The following is a 23,518-nucleotide window of genomic DNA, read 5'->3' on the forward strand; positions in this document are numbered from 1 at the left end:
AAGGGTGCTCCCAGCATACGGCGACGGCGCCTCCCCGGCTGGGGAAGCGCCGTCGCCGTATTGCTACTTCCGGAGGCTGGCCGCGATCTGCTGCATGATCGTGGGGTCGGACAGCGTGGTGGCGTCGCCCGGGTCGCGGCCTTCCGCCACATCCTTGAGGAGCCGGCGCATGATCTTGCCGGACCGGGTCTTGGGCAGTTCGGGCACCACCAGGATGTTCTTGGGCTTGGCAATGGGCCCGATTTCCTTGCCCACGTGGTTGCGCAGCTCCTGTACGGTGGCGTCGCCGTTGTTCACGGCATCGCCGCGGAGGATCACGAACGCAACCACGGCCTGGCCGGTGGTTTCGTCCGTGGCGCCCACGACGGCGGCCTCCGCCACGGCGGGGTGGCTCACCAGGGCGGATTCGATTTCTGTGGTGGAGAGCCGGTGCCCGGAGACGTTCATGACGTCGTCCACGCGGCCCAGCAGCCAGATGTCCCCGTCTTCGTCCTTCTTGGCGCCGTCCCCGGCGAAGTACATGTTTTCGAAGCGGGACCAGTAGGTGTCCTTGAACCGCTGCGGGTCGCCCCAGATGCCGCGCAGCATGGCCGGCCAGGGTTCGCGGATCACCAGGAAACCGCCGTGGCCGTTGGGGACGGACTCGCCCATTTCATCCACCACATCCACGGCGATACCGGGCAGCGGCACCTGGGCGGAGCCGGGCTTGGTGGCGGTGACCCCGGGAAGCGGGGCGATCATCTGTGCGCCGGTTTCGGTCTGCCACCAGGTGTCCACGATGGGCGCCTTGTCGCCGCCGATTACCTTGCGGTACCACATCCAGGCCTCGGGGTTGATGGGCTCGCCCACCGAACCCAGCACCCGCAGGGAGGAAAGATCGTACTTCGCCGGGATCTCCGCGCCCCACTTCATGAAGGTGCGGATGGCGGTGGGAGCGGTGTACAGGATGGAGACCTTGTACTTTTCCACGATCTCCCACCAGCGGCCCTGGTGCGGGGAGTCCGGCGTGCCCTCGTACATGACCTGCGTGGCGCCGTTGATGAGCGGGGCGTAGGCGACGTAGGAGTGGCCGGTGACCCAGCCGACGTCGGCCGTGCACCAGTACACGTCCGTTTCCGGATGCAGGTCAAAGACCGCCCTGTGGGTGTAGGCGGTCTGGGTGAGGTAGCCGCCGGTGGTGTGCAGGATGCCCTTGGGCTTCCCGGTGGTACCGGACGTGTAGAGGATGTAGAGCGGGTGCTCCGAATCGTGGCCCACTGCGGTGTGCTCTGCGCTGGCCGTCCCCACCGTGTCCGCCCACCAGTGGTCCCGGCCCTCGTGCCAGTCCACGTCCTGGCCGTTGCGCTTGACCACCACCACGTTCTGGACCGTGTGGCCATCGTGGGCCAGGGCATCATCGACGGCCGGCTTCAGGGGGCTCGGCTTGCCTCGGCGGTAGGTGCCGTCGGCGGTCACCACCAGCTTGGCTTCGGCGTCGTCGATCCGGGACCGGAGGGCCTCCGCCGAGAATCCACCGAACACCACCGAGTGGACCGCGCCGATGCGTGCGCATGCCAGCAGCGTGATCACGGCCTCCGGGATCATGGGCAGGTACACCGCAACCCGGTCACCCTTGGCAACGCCCAGGGACTCGAAAGCGTTGGCCGCCTTCTTCACTTCCTCGGTCAGCTGGGCGTAGGTATAGGTGCGGGTGTCGCCGGGCTCGCCCTCGAAGTAGATGGCCACGCGGTCGCCGTTGCCGGCCTCCACATGCCGGTCCAGCGCGTTGTACGCCGCGTTGATTTCGCCGCCAACGAACCACTTGGCGAACGGCGGATCAGACCAGTCCAGCGCCTGTGTGAAGTCCTTGGACCACGTCAGCAGCTCCCGGGCCTTCTTCGCCCAAAACGCGGGCCGGTCGGCGTTCGCCTCCCCGTACTCGGCGGCGGTGACAACGGCGTCGGCCGCGAATTCCGGGGAGGGTGGAAAGGCCCGCGTCTCATGCAGCAGGTTCGCGAAGGCGTCGCCCTGGTGGCCTTGCTGTCCTGCCGGCTGGGCGGAAGCGGACGGAACGGTAGCCGTGGAGCTGGGAGTGTCCTGGGACATGTGAACCTCATCATTCATCGATCTTTGCCGCGCGGGACGCCGCCACCGCATGGCCCGCCGATCGCACGGCATTGGGCTCCAGCCGGGGGCGGGCATACCGCAAAGAGCTGTTCCGCAACCAAGCCTAATGCTTACGGTGCATCCGCTGTGTGCCCCGTCACATACGCGGCCATGAGCGGCATTTTTTATGCGGTGAATGGTCTCTTCATGACTCGCCAGGCACCGCCGGAGGCCTGCCCCAGCTAGTGATCGGCCGGGCCGTTGACTAGGCTGAGATGGAATTGTGACTTCACTTCGGACCTCTCCGGCCGGGCGCAAACAGCGCCTTGCCGGGCCCGGACCGCATGTCAAGACGGCACAGTTTTCGGGTCCGGACCGGGCCCGGTGCCGCCACGCTAAGGAGAGCAGAATGAACCAGCAGAGTTACGGCCAGCGAACGGGTCCGGACACCAAGGCAGGGCCAGGAGCCTCCGGGCCTGCCGTGGGAGGATCCGCGCACGCGACACCGGCCGGCAACGCCGCCAAGGGGCAGGCTGCAGGGCAGAAGGCCGGCTCCGGGAAGATCGACCCGAACGCCAACCAGGCGGTCCTCGGTCCGTTCACCGTGCGCGACCTGGCCGTCTTCGCAGGCACCCTGATCCTCTTTGTCGCGTCCCTGCTTCCCCTCTTCGGCGCCCGGTACAACCTGTGGAACCTCAACAACCTGTTCTTCCTGGGACTGGGCATCGTCCTGCCGCTGATCGCCAGCGCATTGTTCGCGGCGCGCCGCCTGGCACCCGCCACAAGGATCCGCGTGGGGTCGCTCTCGATCGACCAGTTCGCCTCCGTTGTGGCCTCCTTCGCCCTGGCCTTCTTCTTCCTGTCCGTTGCAGGCGGCTACGTCACCAGCCTGCTGGTGGGCCTGATCGGCTCGCTCGTCCTCTTCGCCGCCACCGTGCTGGGCCGGTTCCTGCCGTACCTTTCCGGTGACTTCAAGGACCGGCCAGAGACGCCGGCGCACATTGTGGCCCGCGAGGCCGCGGTCCCGCTGCGGAAGCCGCGCACCCCCAAAGCCCCCAAGCCGGAGTCCGGCTCCAACCAGTCAAAGGGCGGCTTCAAAGGTGCCACCCTGTTCGGTGGGGCCGGTGCAGGTTCCTCCGCCGTCGAGCCGGGATCTTCCAGCCCCAACCCTGCGCCGGCGCGTTCCACCCACACGCCCGCCACTGCCGCCGTCCCCGTGGCCAATGCCGGGGCTGCCGTTGCAGGGACCGGCGCTGCAGCTGCCGGCGCTCCAGCTGCGGGCACCGTCGCGGGTCCGGCTGCCTCGACCCCCGCGGCGCCAACCGCCCCTGTATCAACCAGCCCTGTATCAACCAGCCCTGTATCATCCACCCCTGTATCAACCGCCCCCGAAGCCGCTGACCGGGATGCCGGCACACCGCATGTGGACGCCGGGCCGCCCACCCAGGCGGCCGACGTCGTCCGTCCTGGCTCAACCCCGGCCCCGGCAGCCGAGGAGACCCAGCACGGTGCCGTCCCCGCCGCGGGCGCTCCGCAGGCAGCGTGGGAGCCGCCGGCCGCCACCGCTGTCCACCAGCAGGTCCGTTCCGAGCAGCCCATCGGCGCGACGGTGGACCCGTCCACCCGCCATGACGAGACCGACGGGCAGCCCATCCATGAGGCATTCTGGTTCGCCGTCGCCCAGCACCGCACCGCCTACGACCCCCGCACCGGTGCGCCTGCCTTCGTGATCGAGCCCGGCGGCTGGGTACTGGCGCTTGAGGACCGGGGCCACGAATTCCTGGTCCAGCACACGGACGGACGGCTGGGCGTCCTGCGCGACCTCAGCAACATCGAGCGCGGCTGACGCCGTGGCCGGGCCACGCAGCAAGAACGGGCAGGCCGCGGGGATGCCCGTGGTCTCGTCCGAATCCGTCCTGGCGCTGAAACGGCGGGCACGGCGCATCCACCGGGCCCTGGCCGAAAAATATCCCTACGCCCACGCGGAACTGGACTTCCGCAACCCCTTCGAACTGCTGGTGGCCACCGTGCTGTCCGCCCAGACCACCGACGTCACGGTCAACCAGGTCACCAAAGTGCTGTTCGCACGCTGGCCCAATGCCCGGTCCCTGGCCGAGGCGGACCCCACGGAGCTTGAAACCATCCTCAAGCCCACGGGGTTCTTCCGCGCCAAAGCGAGGAACGTCCTGGCGCTGTGCACCCGCCTGGTGGATGACTTTGACGGCGAGGTCCCGGGGCGGATGGAAGACCTGGTCACCTTGCCCGGGGTGGGCCGCAAAACCGCCAACGTGGTGCTGGCCAACGCCTTCGGCATCCCGGGCATCTCCGTCGATACCCATTTCGCCCGGCTGGCCAAGCGGTTTGGGTGGACCCAGTCCGAGGACCCTGTGCAGATCGAACAGGACGTGGCGGAGTTGTTTGACCGCAGGGACTGGACCATGCTGTCCCACCGTGTGATCTTCCACGGCCGCCGCGTCTGCCACGCCCGGAAGCCCGCCTGTGGTGCCTGTCCCGTGGCTAATTGGTGCCCGAGCTATGGCCTGGGGGAGACCGACCCCGTCAAAGCAGCCAAGCTCCTCAAGTATGAACTTGCGCCCGGCAGCGAGGCGTTGCTGGAGCAGTACCTGTCTGAACAGCAGCGGGCTGCGGAGATCCGGATGGCCTCCCAGGCGAGGGCCACGTGAGCGCAAGGGAAGACCTGGCCGCGCTGGTCCAGCGGGCGGAAGCCGGGACGGCCGGGCCCCCTGATCCACGCTGGGCTGCACTGACAGTAGATGCCTCCCGCGCCCGCAGGGCCGCGGTCCTGATGCTTTTCGGGGTGCTCGACGACGTCCCGGCCGCGTCCGGCAAGCCACTGGCGCCGGCGGATCTGGACGTCCTGCTCCTGGAGCGCGCCCACACCCTGGGTTCGCATCCAGGGCAGGTGGCGTTTCCCGGCGGCAGCATCGACCGGGGCGAAACGCCGGTGGCGGCTGCGCTTAGGGAAGCCGAGGAGGAAACCGGACTGGACACCGGCGGGGTGGAAGTCCTCGGCACGCTCCAGGAACTGGGCCTGGCGCACAGCAACTTCCTGGTGACGCCGGTGCTCGGATGGTGGCACTCGCCGTCGCCGGTACGGGTGGTGGACTACGCCGAATCCGCCCAGGTATTCCGCGTCCCGGTCAGGGACCTCCTGGACCCGGACAACAGGGTGATGGCCACGGTGCACCGCGCAGGCCGCACGTTTGACAGCCCTGCCTTCACTGTCAACGGCGTGGTGGTGTGGGGCTTCACCGGCATTGTGCTGAGCGGCCTCTTCGACCAGCTCGGCTGGTCCGTTCCATGGGACCGTACCAGACTGCACCCGATCGGGGTCTAGTTTTCAGGCCTGCTGGTGGCGCAAATCCACCACGATTCCGGTGGCGGCATTCTCGCGCATGGCGTTGATCCCGTCGCGGAGCAGGCTGAGGGACCTGAAGGTTGGTGACACCGCAACGATATTGCCTTCGGCGTCGGTCAGCCGCAGCCGGTACGACTCATCGCCTGCACGGTGAATTTCAAATCTTCCCGCCATGGACGGGGACCTCCCTGGTATGCGTCGTTGCATCAGCGTGTGGACCGGTCTGCATCAGCCCCGCTTCGACTGTAACGTCCGTCACCGGGCGCGCATAGCTACCGCCGGGTAGATTACTTATCGTCTCGACGACAGTAAAAGAGGCAGCACGGGATGCCCTCCGCCCTATTTGGCGAGGTCGTAGGAGTCCACCACGGCCATGCTGACGGGGAACTCCACGGGGATGGGACCGAACAGCAATTCCTTGGCGGCCTTGGCCGATTCCTCGATTGCCGCGATGCAGGCTTCGACGCGGTCCGAGGGCGCGTGCACCATGACTTCGTCATGCAGGAAGAAGGCGAGTTGGGCCCCCACAGGTCCGCCGCTGCCGCCGGTTCCTGCCGGCCGCAAGGCGCGCAGCCGCCGTCGCAATTCTGCCAGCCAGCAGGCCGCCCAGTCCGCTGCCGAGCCCTGGACCACGAAGTTCCGGGTAAACCGCCCGCGGGACCGCGCGATCGACTCTGCCCTCCGCTGCTCCTCCGCCGTGGCCGAGCGCTGGCTGAGGAACCACTGCCCGGACGGCGGAGGGCTGCTGCGGCCCAGCCTGGTGGTGACCGTCCCGCCCGCTTCGCCCGCCCGTGCCGCCCGCTCCACAAAGTCCACGGCACGCGGGTAGATGCGGGCCAATTGCGGCATGAGGCGGCCGGCCTCGCCGGAGGTGGCGCCGTACATGGCGCCCAGCAGGGCCATCTTCGCCTTGGCCCGGTCGCCGCCAAATCCCTTGGCGGCGATCCCGGCGTACAGGTCCTGGTCCCGCGCCGCCTCAGCCATGGCCGAGTCCTGCGCCAGGGCCGCCAGGACGCGCGGCTCCAGCTGCGAGGCGTCCGCAACGATGAGCTTGTGGCCAGGGTCGGCGTGCACCGCGCCGCGGACCTGGCGCGGAATCTGCAGCGCCCCGCCGCCGCGGGATGCCCAGCGGCCCGACACCACGCCTCCCACCACGTATTCCGGGCGGAACCGGCCGCCGTCCACCCACGCGTCCAGCCAGGACCAGCCGTTGGCGGTGTGAAGGCGGGAAAGCCTCTTGTACTCCAGCAACGGCTCGATGGCGGGGTGGCTGGACTCCCTCAGCTCCCACTTGCGGGTGCTTTTGACCTCGATCCCGTTGCGGTGCAGGGCGCGCATCAGGTCCTGCGGGGAGTCCGGGTTGAGCCCGGGTGAGTTGAGCATGACGCGCAGCTCCGCCGCCAGCGCCTCCAGTTTCACGGGACGCTGCCCGGCGGGCGGGCGGGGTCCCAGATGGCCGGCCAGGATCTGTTCGTGCAGGTCTTCCCGCCAGGGGACCCCGGCGTGCTGCATCTCGGCGGCCACAATAGCTGCCGCCGACTCCGCCGCGAGCAGCAGCTGGAGGCGGTTCCGGCGGTTTTCCTCCGTGCCCACGCCTGCCAGCGCACTCTGTTGGGCTGCGTATTCGGAACGGAGTTCCTCGAGCGGCGCCCCCGGCGGCGGCCCGGTTGCGGGATCATCGAACAGCGCGCCCTGGTCTGCAGGGGGACGCGGCGGCTGCAGCGACTTAGGCGGAAGAGCGGGATCCTCCACCGGTACCCTGTCCGTGTTCCGGGCGTAGTCGGTGTGCGCGCTGAACTGCGAGAAGGCCAGGATGTTGCCGCACAGGGTGAGGTCGTAGCAGCGCTCCACCTCCACCCCGGATGCGAGCAGCGCCGGGTACCAGTCCTGGGTCCGGTGCCATATCCAGCGGGGCGGTTGGCCACCGGGGCGCCGTGCCTCCAGTTCGCGGACGACGGCGGCAAGGTCGGTGAGTGCCACAACGCGGGGTTCGGGATTGGCCGGCTGGGCGAGGCCCGCCAGCGTCAGTTCCTGGAGCGCCGCGCCGCGGGGGTGGGCGGCGAGCAGCAGGTACATGTTCCCATTGTGCCTTGTTGGAGGCTGTGCCTCGTTGGAGGGTTGGGCCTTGTTGAGGTGTCCGCGCTGCAGGTTGTCCACATACGGGACTTGCTCCCTTAACCAGGCCGCACCGCCGCGGCAGAGTGGCTCCATGAGCAGGCACCAGCTGAACGCATCCACATCCGGTCCGGGACCGGCCTCCGGCTCCTCGTGGCGGCCAACGAACACGGCGCCACCATCCCGCGGGGGTCCTGTTGCGGACAGCGGGGAAGCGTCCGAAGCCGCCTGGCTGCCGGAGCATTCAAGGCCTGTCGGTTCAGGGCTAAGGGGTTCAATGCCTGGGGGTTCAATGCCCGCCGGGATTCGGCCGGATGGTGCAGGAGAGGTTCTGCTGGTGACCTCCTCCGGCGTCCTCCGTGCCGAAGTGGAGCGTATTGTGGCAGCCGCCGGCGCGCACCTGCACGTTGTCCCGGACGCAGTGGAGGCAGGCCGCTACTGGGAGGCGGCAGCTGCCGTCCTGGTGGGCAGTGACGTGCGTGAACTGCCGCCCCGGCGCAGCACGCCTGCGGTCATGGTGGGCCTCGACGGCGAGGGCGACAGCCTCTGGCACCTGGCGGCGGCCCTCGGGGCAGAGCGTGTTGCTGTACTGCCGGATGCCGCCGCCTGGCTGGCTGACCATCTGAGCCGGTCGCGGTCGCCGGGCCCGGGCGGAATGGTCCTTGGCATCACGGGCGGTTGCGGCGGTGCAGGAGCCACCACTGCCGCCATCTGGATAGCGCAGGCGGCAGCAGGGCTGGGGGTACGGGTCCTGCTGGTTGACGGCGACCCATGGGGTGGCGGCCTGGAGCTGGCGCTCGCAGCAGAGGAAGCCCCCGGGCTCCGATGGCCGGACCTCGCCGAGGCCAGGGGAAGCATCGACCCCCTGCAGCTCTCGGATTCCCTACCCGTTGCGGGAGGCTTTTCCTTCCTGTCCTGGCCTGCCACACGGGAGCAGACCCTTCCCGTTGCCGCCGCAGCCGCAGCAGGTGTGCTTGATGCTGCGCGCCGTGGCTATGAACTGGTCCTGCTCGATGTGGGAAGGGGGGCAGAGCCGCTCCATACGGTGGCCTGGGACTGCGACCGGATCATGATGGTGGTACCCGCACAACTGAAGGCAGCAGTGGCGGCCGTACGCCTGATGCAGGAGCTTCCGCCGGTGGAGGCGGCCCTGCTGGTGCGGGGCCGGCCGGGCTCCGCGCTGGACAGTTCGCTGATCGCTGACGCCGTGGGACTGCCGGTCCAGGGCCGGATACCAGAACTCCGCGGCGTCGGCGGAGCCATGGAATCCGGCCGGCTGCTGGACCTGGGGAAGCGCCGGAACATCCGGCGCTTCGCTGCATCTGTGCTCGATTGGCTTGGCGATGACCTGCCGGCTGGAGAGTTGGCATGAGCCCGGCGCCGGGTAATCCGTCGGCTCCGGCCGGGAAAGCGGGCAGCGCAGCGGGGGCGGGAGGCCTGGGCTCACGGCGCAGCGTCCGCATCCTGGAAGCAAACCAGGCAGGCCGCCTGAGGCGCAGCAGGGGAAGCGCCGGCAGCGGCAGGACCATCGATTCAGGGCTGCTGGAATCCGTCCGCGAATCGATGATGGCAGAGGCCGGTGCCGTGACGCCGTCTCGGGTTGCCGCGGCAGTCCAGGCCACCGGCAAGCTGTTGGGCACCGCAGGATCCCTTGCCGCCGTAGAGCGGATCAGTGCCGAACTCAACGGGCTGGGGCCGCTGCAGGAGCTCACCCGGGATCCCGCCGTCACCGACATCTTCGTCAACGCTCCCCACTCCGTCTGGGTGGACCGGGGCCGCGGCATCGAGCGGGTCCCCGTCCTGTTCGACGGCGAGGCACAGCTGCGGGCGCTGGCCTGCAGGCTCGTCGCTGCAGGCGGGCGCCGCCTCGATGACGGCTCGCCCTGTGTCGATGTCAGGCTCGCCGGCGGCTACCGTGTCCATGCCGTGTTGCCGCCGGTTTCCACGTCCGGGACGCTGCTGAGCGTCCGGATCCGCAGGGAGAAGGTCTTCAGCATGGAGGAGCTGCGCGCCGGGGGCATGTTCGGCCCGGGAGTGCAGGCGGTGCTTGAGAAGGTCGTGGACAGGAGGCTGAGCTTCCTGATCAGCGGTGCCACGGGTTCCGGGAAGACCACGCTGCTGTCTACGCTCCTGGGATTGTGTGCGGCGGAGGAGCGGCTGGTCCTGATCGAGGATGCGTCCGAACTGAATCCTGTCCACCCGCACGTGGTCGCGTTGGAATCACGGCACGGAAACCTCGAAGGCGGCGGGACAGTGGACCTGGGGGAACTCGTCAGGCAGGCACTGCGCATGCGTCCGGACAGGTTGGTGGTGGGCGAGTGCCGGGGCGCGGAAGTCCGCGAGCTCCTTACCGCGATGAACACCGGGCACAGCGGCGGTGGAGGAACCATCCACGCCAACACGGCAGCAGCAGTCCCCGCAAGGCTCAACGCCCTGGGCGCGCTCGCCGGGCTGGGACCCGAGGCTGTTCGGCTCCAGGCTGCCAGCGCCCTTGACGCTGTGATCCACGTGGGCAGGACGTCCCGGGGGAGGGAAGTCCTTTGCATCGGACTGATCGGCGACGGCCCGGAGGGGCTGACGGTGGAGCCGGCGGTTGAAGAATCGGGGGTGGCAGGTCCCGCATGGCCGGCGCTGGCTGCCCGTTTGGGAATGGACTCCGGGGTCACCCTGTGACGATCCTCCTCATCGGAGTCCTGGGCGCCGCTGTGGTGCTGCTCCTCAAGCCGCCCCTGGATGCTGCGTCCAGGTTGCGTGCAGCAGGCGGCAGCAGCCAGAAGGCACCGGGATCCCGGCAGGGCCGGATACTGCGCTGGGGCAGCGCAGGCGGACGGGACCCGGCGAAAGTGCGGGGCCCTGGACTGACCCTGGTGGTGCAGCAGCTGGCGGCGCTGCTCAGGGGCGGCCGGACACCCGGGCGGCTGTGGGACGAGCTGTGGACCATGTACGGCACGCCGCAGGACGGGCAACGGCATGACCACGCCGCGCTCCCATCCCCAGCGCTGTCAGAGGGTTCAACTGCCGTCCTGGCTTCCGCACGAGCGGCCGCGGCAACCGGAGCCCCTGTCTCGGAGGCCATCCGGCGTGCGGTTTCCACGGCGTTGCCTCACAGGGACCGGGAGGCCAGGACCTGGTCTGAGCTTGCTGCCTGCTTTGACATCGCCGAAGCCAGTGGATGTCCGCTCGCCGACGTGCTGACCCGGTTCGTGGCCCAGCTGGAAGCGGAGGATGATGCGGATGCAGCCAGGCAGACCGCCCTCGCCGGCCCCAAAGCCACGGTCCGTCTTTTGACCTGGCTTCCATTGATGGGTCTTGGACTGGGTGCTGCCCTGGGCGTGGATCCATTGGCCACCCTGCTGGGAACACCCCTGGGACTGGCCGCATTGTTCAGTGGCGCGGTGCTCACGGCAGCAGGAAGGGCGTGGTCCGCCAGGCTTGTTGCGGCGGCCGCAGGGACAGGAGTGCCATGACACCGGGTTTGGCTGCAGGCTTTGCACTGTTCCTGCTGCTCGCCGCAAGTGCCTGGCTTGCCTGCTCCGGCTCTAACCGGTCGCATCACCGGCTCCGCCATCTGTTTCATGCCGGCCCGGGGGCGCAGCAGGTGGCCGAAGCCGAGTGGCCCGCAGGGAGCCGCGGCGAAGGCCTGAAGGACACTGCCATGATGCTCGAACTCGTGGCGGCGATGCTGGATGCCGGAGCCGGCATCGGGCGATCGCTCGAACTGGTGGCTGCCTCGGCCGCGCCGCAGTACAGGGACTCACTGCGGCCGGTGGTCTCGGCGCTGGCCATCGGGGCCGACTGGGAAACAGCGTGGCGCAGCTCCGCCGTCCGGCTCCCCGAAATCCTGGAGCTCCGGGATGCGCTGGGCTTCGCCGCGCTCACGGGGGCGCCATCGTCTGCAATCCTCTACGCCCAGGCAGCAAGGCTTCGCCGGGAACGGTTCCGGGCCGCGGAAAAGCGGGCCGCTTCGCTTGGCGTGAAGCTGGTGGTTCCGCTGGGCCTGTGTTCACTCCCTGCCTTTATCTGCCTTGGCGTCGTCCCCGTGCTGCTTGCCCTGGTTCCCACCGGGTAACCTGCCGCTGCCGTGGCCACCGCGAAGGCCGATCCCTTCCTCCACAACACCGGGACGGCCCACCTTTTCCACTTAGCGCATCCCCTCCCTTACCTGCTCCCGTTGGGCGGGGAAGAGTCAAGACAGCCGGGAAACCACCGGAAACCAATGGAAAGGAAAACCACATGTCCATCCACCACCGCCGTCACTACACGGCAGGAACCTCCGCGTTCGCCGCGTCCGGCCAGAAGCCCACGAAAAAGGACGGCGCCCCGCGCAGCACCAGCAGCATCCCATCCGCTTCCGCCCCTGCCTTGGGCCCAAAGACTTCCCTCCCGGAGGCAGGCAGGATCGTCGAACTCCACCCTGGTTCGGGAAGTCTCCGGCCCAAGACATGGCGCCCCACGGGGCTGCTGGGTTCCCAGGCCGGCATGGCCACCGCGGAATATGCCATTGCTACCCTGGCCGCCGTCGGGTTCGCCGGGCTGCTTGTGTTCATCCTCCGCAGCGACGAGGTACGTGGTTTCCTGCTCAACCTCATCCGCACCGCGCTGGCGCTGCCGTGACACCTCTGCCGGCGGGGCTGCGAATTCATGGACCCCTCACGGCCGTCGTCGGCAGCAGCGCCGGCGGCAACGATGACCGGAAGACGGCGGACGCCGGTGCAAACGCCCGCGGCGCGGTTACCGCAGAGTTCGCCGTGGCACTGCCTGCCGTACTGGCATTGCTGGCCATGCTGCTTGCAGCAGCCGCCGCGGGGATGACGCAACTGCGCATCGAGGAGGGAGCCAGGGCCGGTGCCAGGGCGCTGGCCCGGGGTGATGACACCGCGGCAGTGGAACGGACGGTCCGGACGCTCGCCGGCGGTTCGGCGGCTGCGTCAGTTGCTGCAGACGGCGAGTGGTTCAACATCACGGTCACGGACCGCGTGCCTGGGCCATTGGGAGCATCCATCCCGTGGACCCTCACCGCGCGGGCGTCAATGCGGAGCGAAACAGCCGGGACGGGAGCCGGCATCGGCGCCGGTGCCCTCAGGGGCTCCACGCATGGCCAGGCCGCCAAATGATGGCCGATGCCGGACGGCCCCACCCTGCCGCCGCCAGGCGCCACACCACCAAGGGCCGGCGCGGGGCGGGAAGGCATGACGGCCGCGAACGCGGTTCGGGCACAGTCCTGGCCGCAGGGCTGGCCCTTGTGGTCATGACGGCCATGGCCGTCATGCTGCTGCTGGCCCAGTCCGCCGTGCTGGCCAGCAGGGCGGCAGCGGCTGCGGACCTGGCGGCCCTTGCCGCAGCGGATGCGCTCCGCGGCATCACCACGGGCGAGCCCTGCAGTGTTGCCGCCGAGGTCGCCGCGCGGCACGCCGCCACGGTCCTTAGCTGTACCGAGGGCGCGGGCCAGACCATTGAGGTGCGGACCCGGCTCGGCGAGCGCCCGCTGCTGGGAGCCGCAACCGGACATGCCCGGGCAGGGCCGCCGCCATAGCGATGACGCCGGCCTCGGGCGTCAGCTCCTCGCCTCCACATCCACACGGGACGTCTCGGAGGCATCCTTGAGCAGGACATCCAGCAGGGTCACCGCGGCGGCCTTGTCCAGCGGATTGTTCTTGTTGCCGCACTTGGGGGACTGCACGCAGGACGGGCAGCCGGACTCGCACTCGCAGGCCTTGATGGCGTCCCGGGTTGCCGCCAGCCACACCATGGCCTTGTCGAAGCCCCGTTCGGCAAACCCCGCCCCGCCGGGGTGCCCGTCATACACGAAGATGGTGGGCACCCCGGTGTCCGCATGCAGTGCCGTGGAGACCCCGCCGATGTCCCAGCGGTCGCTGGAGGCGACGAGGGGCAGGAGCCCGATCGCGGCGTGCTCGGCGGCGTGGAGGGCACCGGGGAACTGGGCTTCGATGAGGCCGGCCCCCGTCAAGGAACGGTTGTCCACCACGAACCATACGGCCTTGGTGAAGAGCTCCCGGGCACCCAGCTCAAGGGGCTCCTCACCCAGGACTTCGTTGGAAATCAAGGCCTTGCGCTGGAACGAGACAACCTGCGTGGTGACCTTCACATCGCCGAAGTGGACGGTTACATCGCCCCATTGCATGGTCCGCACCGTGTCCAGGACCTCGATCTGGGTCACGTCCCGTGCTGTGGTGTAGTAGTCGGGGTTTGCCCGGCGAACCATGACAGAGTGGTCGTCTTCGTTCAGGTCCTCCACCACGTAGGTGTCGCCCTGGTGGACGTATACCGCGCCCGTGTGGGCCTGGTAATGGGTCTGGGGCGAGTCCATGGTCCCCAGCAGCGAGCCGGTCTCGGCGTCAACGATGCTGACCGGACCGCCGCCGTCGGCCCGGAGATTGACCATGGCCGCGGCGCTTTGCGAGTGGGTCCAGAACCAGCCGGCGGGACGCCGCCGCAAATATCCCTGCGCCACCAGACGGTCCAGGAGCTTTTCGGCAGTTCCGCCAAAAAGGTCCAGCTCCGCCGGTCCCAGGGGGAGTTCCGCTGCCGCGGCGCAGAGGTGTGGTCCCAGCACATAGGGGTTGGACGGGTCGAAGACCGTGGCCTCCACCGAGACATCGAAAATCGCCTCCGGGTGGTTCACCAGGAAGGTGTCCAGCGGATCATCGCTGGCCACAAATGCGGCGATGGCATCCTGGCCCGCCCTGCCGGCGCGGCCAATCTGCTGGAACAGGGAAGCCCGCGTCCCGGGCCAGCCGGCCACCAAGACCGCATCGAGACCGGAAATGTCGATTCCCAGCTCCAGGGCGGACGTGCTGGAAACGCCCAGCAGCTGGCCCGACCGCAGCGCCTTCTCCACCGCGCGCCGCTCTTCCGGAAGGTATCCGGAGCGGTAGGCGGCCACCCGCTGCGGGAGGCTGGGGTCCACCTCGTCAAGGAGCCGCTTGGTGATGGCGGAGATGGTCTCGGCGCCGCGGCGGGATTTGATGAAGGCAATGGTCCGGATCCGGGCGGACACCAGGTTGGCGAGCAGGTCAGAAGTTTCGGCCACTGCCGTCCGCCGCTCCTTGGCCCCGTTCTCGCCCCGGACCTCGGTCAGCGCCGGTTCCCAGAGCGCCACGGTGGTGGCCCCGTGGGGCGAGCAGTCCTCGGAGACCGCCTTCACGGGGGCGCCGATGAGGCGTGAGAAGGAGACATCAGGCTCGGAGGCGGTGGCGGAAGCCGCGATGAAGACCGGTTCGGGGAACGAGGTGCCCGCGCCGTAGTACGCGCAGATCCGGCGGAGCCGGCGCATCAGGTTAGCAACATGCGATCCGAAGACGCCACGGTAGCTGTGTGCCTCGTCCACGATGACGTAGCGCAGCCGGCGGAAGAACCCGGCCCACCAGGCATGGTTGGGAAGGATGCCGAAATGCAGCATGTCCGGGTTGGCCAGGATGAAATTCGCGTGGTCCCGGATCCACCGCCGGGCGGCCGGATCCGTGTCGCCGTCGTACGTTTCCGCCCGTACCGTGGGCAGCCTCAGGGCCCGGATGGCGTTCAGCTGGTCGGCCGCCAGCGCTTTGGTGGGGGAAAGGTAAAGGGTGACGGCACCGTCGTCGTGGATCTTTCCCGGCTCCGCCAGCACGCGCAGCTCGGAACGGTGGATCGCATCCAGCGCCGGCAACTGGTACGCCAGCGACTTCCCGGACGCGGTTCCGGTGGCCACCACAACGTGCTTCCCGGCATATGCTGCATTGGCCGCGTCCACCTGGTGCCGGTACGGCTCGCGGATGCCAAGCGACCCGTACGCCCCGAGAATGTCCGGGTGCACCCAGGCCGGCCACGGCGCGTGGATTGCCTCCCGCGCCGGGATCCTGCGGACATGACGGAGCTGTTCCGGGTCCGGGCCGCGGCCCAGCAGAGGAATCAGGGAGTCATGGGGGTTCACCCCACCATTCTTTCATCCGATGCACCGCGGCAGGCCACGGGTCACCAACGGGAACCCCGCAGCCCGGCTCCGCCGGACGGCCCGGCTCAGCTCAGCGACAGATCCGATCCGTCATGCGATGCCGAAAGCATCAGGACCCGGGCAATGGTGCTCCAGCCGAGGTGCGAATAGAGCTTCTGCCCGTCCACGGACGCCAGCAGGAGGCCGGTCCGGATGCCGCGGCCGGACGCCTGCGCCGCCAGCGCCCGCATGATCAGGCTCCCCAGGCCCCTGCGCTGGAATGCCGGCTGGGTGATGATCTTGTCAAAGACGGCGGTATCACCCACCACGAAGGCCCGGCCGCCCGCCGCGACCGCGTCCCCCGAAAGGACTTCGGCGTAATACACGCCGTCCCTTTCGTACGTGGAAAGTCTCAGGTCGTCATCGGAAAGCCACGGGTCCTCCGCGTCCTGGGTTTCCATGTCAACGATCATCATCGCCTGCGAATCCGAGGTGACATTCAGGCCCTGCCGGCCTGCCATTGCCGCATAGCGGGAGGGGTCATTGGTAAGGATGGTCAGCACCCGCGCGGGGGTTTCTGCGGTTCGGGCGGCCAGCGTGGCGAACTCGTCATCAGTAGGTTCTGAGGCGAAGACTTCCCACTCGCCGCTGGTATCAGCACGGAGTGCTGCCGGGAAGCGGCCCTCCTTGGCGGTCTGGTAACCGCGACACCCGGCCCAGCCCGCAACCCACACCTCAAGCAGGCCAGTGATGTCTTCAACTGCGGTTTCCGGACTCATGGCAAGAAGACTATTCCAGCCCGATCGCCAGCAACAGGGGGTAGGGAATCGCTTATGCAATCGTAATGAGGCCCTCCTCAGGGCATTGTGAAGCAGGACCAGGGCGCCGCTGCAGCCGGTACCCTTAAATGCGTGGCTTTGAACAAAATTGTGCTTTTCTACGGCTTCACCCCCATCACCGATCCGGACGCCGTCCGGCTCTGGCAGCGCGCCCTCTGCGAGAAGCTGGGCCTTACGGGCCGCATCATCCTCTCCAAGGACGGAATCAACGCCACCGTGGGCGGGGAAATCGGCGCCGTTAAGCAGTACGTCAAGACCACGCGCGAATACGCCGGGTTCCGCGGCATCGACGTCAAGTGGTCCGACGGCGGAGCAGAGGACTTCCCCCGGCTCAGCGTCAAGGTGCGGGACGAGATCGTCTCCTTCGGCGCACCCGGAGAACTCAAGGTCGACGCCAACGGCGTGGTGGGCGGCGGAAAGCACCTCAAACCCGAGGAACTCCATGAACTGGTGGATGCCAGGAAGAAGGACGGCGAGGACGTCGTCTTCTTCGACGGCCGCAACGCGTTCGAAGCTGAGATAGGCCGGTTCAAGGACGCTGTAGTCCCGGACGTGGCCACCACCCACGACTTCATCAAGGAACTGGACTCCGGCAAGTACGACTCCCTGAAGGACAAGCCGGTGGTCACCTACTGCACCGGGGGCATCCGCTGCGAGGTGCTCTCCAGCCTGATGGTGAACCGCGGCTTTAAAGAGGTGTACCAGCTGGACGGGGGCATCGTGCGCTACGGCGAAGCCTTCAAGGACCAGGGACTGTGGGAAGGCTCGCTCTACGTCTTTGACAAGCGCATGCACCTGGAGTTCAGCGACGACGCCAAGACCATTGGCCAGTGCGCCCGCTGCTCCGCGCCGACCAGCAAGTTCGAGAACTGTTCCAATCCCAGCTGCCGCACGCTGACGCTGTACTGCACGGAGTGTGCCGCCAGTCCCGAGACGTTGCGCTGCCCCCAAGGCTGCACCGCCGCCTGAGGACGGTGCCGCCCCGGACGGAGGTGCCAAGCCAGGGTGAGGCCCCCGCCGGGACAACCCCGGCCGTCAGAGCCGGTACACGCGGAACGCATAGTTGGCCGCGGTCCTGGCCTCCACCCTGACCGTCAGGACGCTGTCCGTGGACAGGTAGATGACGTTTTCGCGGTTGATGCCGCACCGCAGGCCCAGGTCCACCAGTGTGAGGGTCTCAGTGCGCACCGTGAAGGTCACCCGGCGCTGGCTCCTGCAGGCGATGGCCAGGGTGTAGGTTCCGGTCTTCAGGACCGGTGAGGAGATGGTCCGCACTTCCGCGGGGGCCAGGAGTCCGGCATCGGCCTGGACCACCGGACCGGTGCCGTCGGGGAGCGCCCGCGACACCCAATCGCCCAGTTCCGCCTCGCTGACCGGGTCCTGCTGCAACGGGTCACGGGTGAAGGCCGGCACCGGGGCGGCGCTGGCGGTTCCCTGCACGGTGCCGGTCCGGGCGTCGTCGTACGTATATTCGCAGCCGGCCAGCGCACCTGCCGCAAGCACCAGCCCAAGGGCGACGGCGGCGGCGGGCTTCGGTGCCAGCGGCGCCCGTGCTCTCCCTCGGGGAAGGGGCGCGGAGATTCTCCGCACACTGGGCATAGTCAGACTTTATGCCCGCAGCGGGCGGCGGACCATAGCCCGAGCGGGCGTTATTGGGCCGGTACCAGCTGGTAGGCGTAAAGCAGCGGAGCGTCCACGCTGGAGCTGCTGATTTCTACCCGTCCGGCAGCCGGCAGGCTGATTTTCGTGGTCTCGCGCCGGCCGTTGCAGGCGGCCCCGGCTTCCGCCACGGGCTTGCCGTCCAGCGTCACCGCGAAGAAGGCCTTCCCCGTCCCGTCACAGACTGCCGTCAGCGTGTAGCTTCCGGCAGGCACCCTTGCGGCCGCCTGCACGATCCGGTCGCGATTAAGGATCTTGCCCGAGTCCTGGAGCACAACGGCCGCTGAGGAAGAGGGCAGGGCCGTGGCCCGCCACTTGGGGACATCCGCATTCTCCACGGAGGTCCCGGGCGAACACCCCGCAACGGCCAGGGCGAGGACCGCGGCAAACAGAGTCCCCGGCAGCGGCCGGCGCACCGCAGCGGCTGCCATGCGGGCGCGCGGAAGGAGGGCAGGACGTGAAGGCATGGCTCCACCGTACCGCGCAGGCAGGCCGGACTAAACTTGAGCGGTGCCTAGATCCCCTCACGAGTTCACCGCCGGCAACACCCCCGACGCTCCCCGCAGCGACCTTCCCGGCCTGCTGGCGGCGCTCGCCGCAGACCTCCGCCGCCTCGATTACACGCTCGACGGCGTCGCCCGGCTGCTTGGCCCCACCGCCTCCGCGGCACTGAACCGGGACCAGATCATCCCCGCGCTGCTCGCTGCCGAGCGGGCAGTGCGGCAGGACAACCAAGCAGCGCCGCTTGCCGCCGTCGTCCGTCTGTGGCTCCTTGCCGAGCCCCAGGAACGGGAAACGCTCGACGCCGCCCTGCCGGGCACAGGCGTGGAAGGCCTCCTCGAGCTTGGGCTGGTGCAGCCCGTTCCCGGCTCGGGCCTGCTCACCGCCAAGGCCGACCTGCGGCCGTACGGATGGGACAGGAATGACGACGGCAGCGGCGGCGCCGAGCTGTGGGTGGCCAGCGACCTTGCCGCCCACCAGCAGGCCGGGGTGCTGCGGCACGACCACGTCCTGGGCATCGGGCAGGCCTCCACCACCCTGGTGCAGACCACCATCCGCCGCCACACCGAGCGCGCCCTGGACCTGGGAACCGGCTGCGGCATCCAGGCCTTCCACCTGCTCCACCACTGCCAGCACGTGACCGCCACCGACATCTCCGAGCGAGCCCTGGCCTACGCCCGGTTCAACATCCTGCTCAACGCAGAGGCGCTGTCCGTCGATCCCGACCGGCTCGAGGACAGGGTGAGCCTGCGCCTGGGTTCCCTCCTGGAGCCCGTAACCGGTGAGGAATTCGGGCTGGTGGTCTCCAACCCGCCGTTCGTCATCACCCCGCGCAGTTCCGGCGAGGATGCCGCGGACCAGTTCACCTACCGCGACGGCGGCCTCCCGGGCGATGACATCGTCGCCTCCCTGGTGGCAGACCTGCCCGGGATCCTGGCCCCCGGCGGTTCGGCACAGATGCTGGGCAACTGGGAAGTCCCGGCCGGCTCTGGCTGGGACGAGCGGCCAAAGTCGTGGGTGCGGGCGGGAACTGACGCATGGTTTATCCAGCGCGAGCAGGTCAGCCCGGAACAATATGCCGAAACCTGGCTGCAGGACGCCTCGGAATCCCGGGACCGGCAGCACTACCGGGACGCGTACGCCGCCTACCTTGACGACTTCGCCTCCCGGAACGTGGCAGGGATCGGTTTCGGCATGGTGTGGCTGCGGCGCCCCGCCCACGGCGGCCCGGCCGCCATCAGCCGTTTCGAGGAAATCAGCTACCCCGTCGAGCAGCCCATCGGACCCCACCTGGGTGCCGCCGTCGAACGCAGCGACTGGCTGGCCGCGCATGATCTTGCCGGCACGCACCTGCTGGTGGCCGACGACGTCACCGAGGAGCGCCACCAGCGCCCCGGCGCCGAACACCCGGGCGTGATCCTGCTCCGGCAGGGTGCCGGGCTTCGGCGCACCAACCTGATGAGCACCGAGCTGGCGGGCTTCGTGTCCGCGTGCGACGGCGACCTCACCGCCGGTCAGATCGCCGGTGCCCTGGAGGCCCTCCTGGGTGGGGCCCTGGACGCCGGCGGGGACGGGGAGGAAGGGTTCGACGCCGGATCCTTCCAGGGTGCGCTGCTCGCCGACGTGGCCAACCTGGTCCGCGACGGCTTCCTCATTCCGGCAGGGAGCCCAGCCTGACGGGAGGCCCCCTAAGACGCTCGCCGGAACCCCGTCTTTTCCACATGAATGCGCACGATTCCCCAAAATATGGTGAACTAGGCGAACATGGGCTCATCTGCCCCAGCAACCTTTTTCTGTAGGAGCACAGTGCCAAGCAAGGCCAAAACCGGCAAGAAACTCGTGATTGTGGAGTCTCCGGCCAAGAGCAAGACCATCGCCAAGTACCTCGGCGAGGGCTTCATCGTTGAGGCCTCCATTGGTCACATCCGCGACCTGCCGCAGCCGTCCGAACTCCCTGCCGAGCTGAAGAAGACCTCGGTGGGCAAGTTCGCCGTGGACATTGAGCACGACTTCAAGCCGTACTACGTGGTGTCCCCGGACAAGAAGAAAAAGGTGACCGAGCTCAAGGCTGCGCTCAAGGACGCCGACGAACTCTATCTCGCAACCGATGGGGACCGCGAAGGCGAAGCCATCGCGTGGCACCTGCTGGAAGTGCTGAAGCCCAAGGTCCCGGTGTACCGGATGACGTTCGGCGAAATCACCAAGGAAGCCATCCAGCGCGCCATGGGCAACCTGCGCGACGTGGACCAGGACCTGGTGGATGCCCAGGAAACCCGCCGCGTGCTTGACCGGCTCTACGGCTACGAAATCTCCCCCGTGCTGTGGCGCAAGGTGGCGCGGGGACTGTCCGCCGGGCGCGTGCAGTCCGTGGTCACCCGCATGGTGGTGGACCGTGAACGCGAACGCATGGCCTTCAAGGCAGCCTCCTACTGGGACCTGACCGGCCAGTTCGGTGCCGACTCCGGCTCCTTTAAGGCCAAGCTTGCCGCCGTTGACGGCGCCAAGGTGGCCACGGGCCGCGATTTCAACGACAACGGCGAACTCACTTCCCGGAACGTGGCCCACCTCAACGAGGAACTGGCAACGTCCCTGGCGGCAGGGCTGCAGGATGCGGAGTTCCGGGTCCGCTCCGTTGACACCAAGCCGTACACCCGGCGTCCCGCGGCGCCGTTCACCACCTCCACGCTGCAGCAGGAGGCGGGCCGGAAGCTGCGCTTCTCCTCCAAGAGCACCATGCAGATCGCCCAGCGGCTGTATGAAAACGGCTACATCACCTATATGCGTACGGACTCCTCCGCGCTGAGTGACGAAGCCATCACCGCTGCCCGCCGGCAGGCTTCGGAGCTGTACGGCCCCGAGTACATCCCGCAGTCACCGCGCGTGTACACCGGCAAGGCAGCGAACGCGCAGGAGGCACACGAGGCCATCCGCCCCGCCGGCGACTCGTTCCGCACCCCGGCCCAGGTGGCCAAGCAGCTGTCGGGCGACGAATTCCGTTTGTACGAACTGATCTGGAAGCGCACCGTCGCCTCCCAGATGGGCGACGCCAAGGGTTCGACGGCGACCATCCGCCTGGGTGCCGTGGCCACCGACGGGCGGGACGCGGAATTCTCCGCCTCCGGCACCGTGATTACCTTCCCCGGCTTCCTCGCCGCCTACGAGGAAGGCAAGGACGAGACGCGCGGCGACGACGACTCCGACGAAGCGCGCCGCCTGCCCAACGTGGCCAAGGGCGACTCCCTCACCGCTGCGGACATCCAGGCCGTGGGCCATGAGACCTCCCCGCCTCCGCGCTACACCGAAGCATCCCTGACCGCGGAACTGGAAAAGAAGGGCATCGGCCGCCCGTCCACCTACGCCTCCACCATCTCCACCATCCAGGACCGCGGCTACGTCCGGAAGCAGGGCTCCGCGCTGGTGCCCAGCTGGATCGCCTTCTCGGTCATCCGGCTCCTGGAGCAGCACTTCTCCGACTACGTGGACTACGAGTTCACCGCCGACATGGAAGGCGATTTGGACAAGATCGCCAACGGCCAGGAAGCCGGCGCGTCATGGCTGCGGCACTTCTACTTCGGCGAGGACTCCGACCCCGGCCTGCTGAGCATCGTGAACAACCTGGGCGAGATCGATGCCCGGGAAATCAACTCGATCCCCATCACCGACGACATCACCCTCCGGGTGGGCAAGTTTGGCCCCTACCTGGAAAGCTCGGCGGCAGTGGTGGACCCGAAGACCGGCGAAATCGTCGAATCGGCGCGCGCCAATGTGCCCGAGGACCTGGCCCCCGACGAGCTCACCGCCGCCAAGGCCATCGAACTGATGGAGACGGCGGCGCCGGAGGAACGCGTGCTGGGCACCGACCCGCACACGGGCCACACCGTTGTTGCCAAGAACGGCCGCTACGGAGCCTACGTCACCGAAATCATCCCGGAGATGACCGAGGAACAAATTGCGGCGCAGCCGGTGGAGTACTACAAGAACGGCAAGCCCAAGCCGCCCAAGAAGCCGGTCAAGGCCAAGCCGCGCACCGGTTCGCTGTTCAAATCCATGACCGTCGAATCGGTCACGCTGGACGAGGCGCTGCAGCTCATGAGCCTGCCCCGCGTCCTGGGCGAGGACGCCGAGGGCAACCTCATCACGGTGCAGAACGGCCGGTTCGGCCCGTACCTGAAGAAGGGAACCGACTCCCGGTCCATCGGCTCGGAAGAGGAAATCTTCACCATCACGCTGGAGCAGGCGCTGGAGATCTACTCCCAGCCCAAGCAGCGGGGCGCCCGCGCCGCGGTTCCGCCGCTGGCAGAGTTCGGCCCGGACCCGGTGTCCGAGAAGAACATCGTGGTGAAGGAAGGCCGGTTCGGCCCCTACATCACCGACGGGATCACCAACATCACGGTTCCGCGGGCCACGCCCCTCGAGGAACTGACGCGCGAACAGGCCGTGGAACTCCTGGCCGAGAAACGCGCCAAGGGTCCGGTCAAGCGGACCGCCACCCGCAAGGCTCCGGCCAAGAAGAAGGCAACGGCGAAGAAGTAGCCCGTGGCCGGCGCGTTTGCGCCGGCCACCGGATCGTGATCGGCTAGTCGTATGACTGAACAGCCAGCGCACACGGACCTCCAGCCGCTCAACGACCTCGAAGAGAAGCTCGCCACCGGCGGACAACCCGACGCGAACCCTGTGGACGTCATCCTGTCGTTCCTGAACAGCGAGGTCTACATCATCAGCTCGGACACGGTTGAGGGCATTGACTCCCAGGTGGAGCCCCTGGTCCTTGCCAACGCCGACGGCGACCCCGTCCTTGCCGTGTTCTCGCACCCGAGCCGGGTGGACCAGCAGTACCTGGAAGCTGCACCCAACGTGCTGGGCACCCAGGGCGCCGCCATCATCGCCAACCTTGGCGATGAACTCGGCATGGTGATCAACCCCGGTGCTGCCTATGGTTTCGAGATCAACCCCGAAGGCGTGGCCAACATCAGGCGCGACTTCAAGCGCGCTGACGAGCAATAATGTCCC

The 23,518-nt window shown here is 68.2% G+C and carries 21 protein-coding genes; 14 read left to right on the plus strand and 7 right to left on the minus strand.

The genetic code is table 11. The features are described 5' to 3' along the window. Positions 1 to 63: 63 nt before the first annotated feature. Entirely contained in the window at positions 64 to 2,085 is a 2,022-nt protein-coding gene (acs, locus tag ACV095_RS03470) for an acetate--CoA ligase (RefSeq protein WP_134164195.1), read from the minus strand. Positions 2,086 to 2,494: 409 nt separating this feature from the next. Between acs and ACV095_RS03475 the strand changes: the two genes are divergently transcribed. The 3 genes from ACV095_RS03475 to ACV095_RS03485 are packed head-to-tail and all read left to right on the plus strand — an operon-like array spanning position 2,495 to position 5,443. Continuing rightward, a complete protein-coding gene (locus ACV095_RS03475; protein ID WP_478222913.1) occupies positions 2,495 to 3,931 on the plus strand; it encodes an energy-coupling factor transporter transmembrane component T family protein in 1,437 nt (478 codons plus the stop codon). Between the two features lie 43 nt (positions 3,932 to 3,974). Further along, positions 3,975 to 4,769, plus strand: coding sequence for an endonuclease III (nth, locus tag ACV095_RS03480; protein WP_018768965.1), 795 nt, complete (start codon positions 3,975 to 3,977; stop codon positions 4,767 to 4,769). Next, on the plus strand, positions 4,766 to 5,443 hold the full coding sequence (locus ACV095_RS03485) for an NUDIX hydrolase (protein WP_056392582.1): 678 nt from the start codon (positions 4,766 to 4,768) through the stop codon (positions 5,441 to 5,443). Before nth ends, ACV095_RS03485 begins: the two co-directional genes overlap by 4 nt. A 3-nt stretch (positions 5,444 to 5,446) precedes the next feature. Here ACV095_RS03485 and ACV095_RS03490 read toward each other — a convergent pair whose 3' ends face one another. Together ACV095_RS03490 and ACV095_RS03495 are read right to left on the minus strand one after the other, a co-directional pair. Next, positions 5,447 to 5,638 carry a YegP family protein gene (locus ACV095_RS03490; protein WP_018768963.1) on the minus strand — a complete coding sequence of 64 codons (192 nt, stop codon included), beginning with the start codon at positions 5,636 to 5,638 and terminating at the stop codon, positions 5,447 to 5,449. Between the two features lie 165 nt (positions 5,639 to 5,803). Continuing rightward, positions 5,804 to 7,540, minus strand: coding sequence for a bifunctional 3'-5' exonuclease/DNA polymerase (locus tag ACV095_RS03495; RefSeq protein WP_478222914.1), 1,737 nt, complete (start codon positions 7,538 to 7,540; stop codon positions 5,804 to 5,806). A gap of 331 nt (positions 7,541 to 7,871) precedes the next feature. On the opposite strand from ACV095_RS03495, the gene ssd reads away from it, so the two are divergent. From ssd to ACV095_RS03530, 7 genes are all read left to right on the plus strand, one after another. Beyond that, positions 7,872 to 8,951: a septum site-determining protein Ssd gene (gene ssd, locus ACV095_RS03500; protein WP_478222915.1), complete on the plus strand. Its 1,080-nt coding sequence runs from the start codon at positions 7,872 to 7,874 to the stop codon at positions 8,949 to 8,951. Continuing rightward, positions 8,948 to 10,252 (plus strand): TadA family conjugal transfer-associated ATPase, encoded by a 1,305-nt coding sequence (locus ACV095_RS03505; RefSeq protein ID WP_478222916.1) that lies wholly within the window; start codon positions 8,948 to 8,950, stop codon positions 10,250 to 10,252. Before ssd ends, ACV095_RS03505 begins: the two co-directional genes overlap by 4 nt. Beyond that, positions 10,249 to 11,046, plus strand: coding sequence for a type II secretion system F family protein (locus tag ACV095_RS03510; RefSeq protein WP_478222917.1), 798 nt, complete (start codon positions 10,249 to 10,251; stop codon positions 11,044 to 11,046). The genes ACV095_RS03505 and ACV095_RS03510 overlap by 4 nt, the downstream gene beginning before the upstream one ends. After that, the gene (locus ACV095_RS03515) at positions 11,043 to 11,648 is read left to right on the plus strand and encodes a type II secretion system F family protein (protein ID WP_268001964.1); all 606 of its coding nucleotides are present in this window, start codon (positions 11,043 to 11,045) and stop codon (positions 11,646 to 11,648) included. The genes ACV095_RS03510 and ACV095_RS03515 overlap by 4 nt, the downstream gene beginning before the upstream one ends. 164 nt (positions 11,649 to 11,812) lie before the next feature. After that, positions 11,813 to 12,193, plus strand: a complete 381-nt coding sequence (locus tag ACV095_RS03520; protein WP_018768957.1) for a DUF4244 domain-containing protein — start codon at positions 11,813 to 11,815, stop codon at positions 12,191 to 12,193. Then, positions 12,190 to 12,693, plus strand: coding sequence for a TadE family type IV pilus minor pilin (locus tag ACV095_RS03525; protein WP_268001945.1), 504 nt, complete (start codon positions 12,190 to 12,192; stop codon positions 12,691 to 12,693). Before ACV095_RS03520 ends, ACV095_RS03525 begins: the two co-directional genes overlap by 4 nt. Next, positions 12,690 to 13,112 carry an Rv3654c family TadE-like protein gene (locus ACV095_RS03530; RefSeq protein ID WP_268001944.1) on the plus strand — a complete coding sequence of 141 codons (423 nt, stop codon included), beginning with the start codon at positions 12,690 to 12,692 and terminating at the stop codon, positions 13,110 to 13,112. The genes ACV095_RS03525 and ACV095_RS03530 overlap by 4 nt, the downstream gene beginning before the upstream one ends. A 21-nt stretch (positions 13,113 to 13,133) precedes the next feature. Here the strand turns inward: ACV095_RS03530 and ACV095_RS03535 are convergent, their stop codons facing one another. Then, entirely contained in the window at positions 13,134 to 15,509 is a 2,376-nt protein-coding gene (locus tag ACV095_RS03535; RefSeq protein WP_478222918.1) for a DEAD/DEAH box helicase, read from the minus strand. An 86-nt stretch (positions 15,510 to 15,595) separates the two neighbouring features. After that, a complete protein-coding gene (locus tag ACV095_RS03540; protein ID WP_018768953.1) occupies positions 15,596 to 16,288 on the minus strand; it encodes a GNAT family N-acetyltransferase in 693 nt (230 codons plus the stop codon). A gap of 132 nt (positions 16,289 to 16,420) precedes the next feature. Between ACV095_RS03540 and trhO the strand changes: the two genes are divergently transcribed. Then, positions 16,421 to 17,317, plus strand: coding sequence for an oxygen-dependent tRNA uridine(34) hydroxylase TrhO (gene trhO, locus ACV095_RS03545; protein ID WP_134164140.1), 897 nt, complete (start codon positions 16,421 to 16,423; stop codon positions 17,315 to 17,317). 66 nt (positions 17,318 to 17,383) lie between these two features. On the opposite strand, the gene ACV095_RS03550 is transcribed toward trhO, so the two are convergent. Together ACV095_RS03550 and ACV095_RS03555 are read right to left on the minus strand one after the other, a co-directional pair. Then, complete coding sequence (locus tag ACV095_RS03550; RefSeq protein WP_478222919.1) at positions 17,384 to 17,947, minus strand: hypothetical protein; 564 nt, start codon at positions 17,945 to 17,947, stop codon at positions 17,384 to 17,386. A 50-nt stretch (positions 17,948 to 17,997) separates the two neighbouring features. Next, positions 17,998 to 18,474, minus strand: a complete 477-nt coding sequence (locus tag ACV095_RS03555) for a hypothetical protein (protein ID WP_018768950.1) — start codon at positions 18,472 to 18,474, stop codon at positions 17,998 to 18,000. Positions 18,475 to 18,517: 43 nt separating this feature from the next. Between ACV095_RS03555 and ACV095_RS03560 the strand changes: the two genes are divergently transcribed. The 3 genes from ACV095_RS03560 to ACV095_RS03570 all read left to right on the plus strand — a co-directional run bounded on the left by ACV095_RS03560 (position 18,518) and on the right by ACV095_RS03570 (position 23,512). Continuing rightward, a complete protein-coding gene (locus ACV095_RS03560; protein ID WP_478222920.1) occupies positions 18,518 to 20,185 on the plus strand; it encodes a DUF7059 domain-containing protein in 1,668 nt (555 codons plus the stop codon). 129 nt (positions 20,186 to 20,314) lie between these two features. Next, on the plus strand, positions 20,315 to 23,041 hold the full coding sequence (gene topA / locus ACV095_RS03565) for a type I DNA topoisomerase (protein ID WP_018768948.1): 2,727 nt from the start codon (positions 20,315 to 20,317) through the stop codon (positions 23,039 to 23,041). A gap of 51 nt (positions 23,042 to 23,092) precedes the next feature. Continuing rightward, entirely contained in the window at positions 23,093 to 23,512 is a 420-nt protein-coding gene (locus tag ACV095_RS03570) for an SseB family protein (RefSeq protein ID WP_018768947.1), read from the plus strand. Positions 23,513 to 23,518 lie beyond the last annotated feature (6 nt).

Source organism: Arthrobacter sp. JDC6 (genome assembly GCF_056484025.1).

Coding starts and splice junctions, on each gene's coding strand:
- acs (WP_134164195.1), bottom strand. CDS start 2,085: ATGTCCCAGGACACTCCCAGCTCCACGGCTACCGTTCCGTCCGCTTCC.
- ACV095_RS03475 (WP_478222913.1), top strand. CDS start 2,495: ATGAACCAGCAGAGTTACGGCCAGCGAACGGGTCCGGACACCAAGGCA.
- nth (WP_018768965.1), top strand. CDS start 3,975: ATGCCCGTGGTCTCGTCCGAATCCGTCCTGGCGCTGAAACGGCGGGCA.
- ACV095_RS03490 (WP_018768963.1), bottom strand. CDS start 5,638: ATGGCGGGAAGATTTGAAATTCACCGTGCAGGCGATGAGTCGTACCGG.
- ACV095_RS03495 (WP_478222914.1), bottom strand. CDS start 7,540: ATGTACCTGCTGCTCGCCGCCCACCCCCGCGGCGCGGCGCTCCAGGAA.
- ssd (WP_478222915.1), top strand. CDS start 7,872: ATGCCCGCCGGGATTCGGCCGGATGGTGCAGGAGAGGTTCTGCTGGTG.
- ACV095_RS03505 (WP_478222916.1), top strand. CDS start 8,948: ATGAGCCCGGCGCCGGGTAATCCGTCGGCTCCGGCCGGGAAAGCGGGC.
- ACV095_RS03515 (WP_268001964.1), top strand. CDS start 11,043: ATGACACCGGGTTTGGCTGCAGGCTTTGCACTGTTCCTGCTGCTCGCC.
- ACV095_RS03520 (WP_018768957.1), top strand. CDS start 11,813: ATGTCCATCCACCACCGCCGTCACTACACGGCAGGAACCTCCGCGTTC.
- ACV095_RS03530 (WP_268001944.1), top strand. CDS start 12,690: ATGATGGCCGATGCCGGACGGCCCCACCCTGCCGCCGCCAGGCGCCAC.
- ACV095_RS03540 (WP_018768953.1), bottom strand. CDS start 16,288: ATGAGTCCGGAAACCGCAGTTGAAGACATCACTGGCCTGCTTGAGGTG.
- ACV095_RS03550 (WP_478222919.1), bottom strand. CDS start 17,947: ATGCCCAGTGTGCGGAGAATCTCCGCGCCCCTTCCCCGAGGGAGAGCA.
- ACV095_RS03555 (WP_018768950.1), bottom strand. CDS start 18,474: ATGCCTTCACGTCCTGCCCTCCTTCCGCGCGCCCGCATGGCAGCCGCT.
- ACV095_RS03570 (WP_018768947.1), top strand. CDS start 23,093: ATGACTGAACAGCCAGCGCACACGGACCTCCAGCCGCTCAACGACCTC.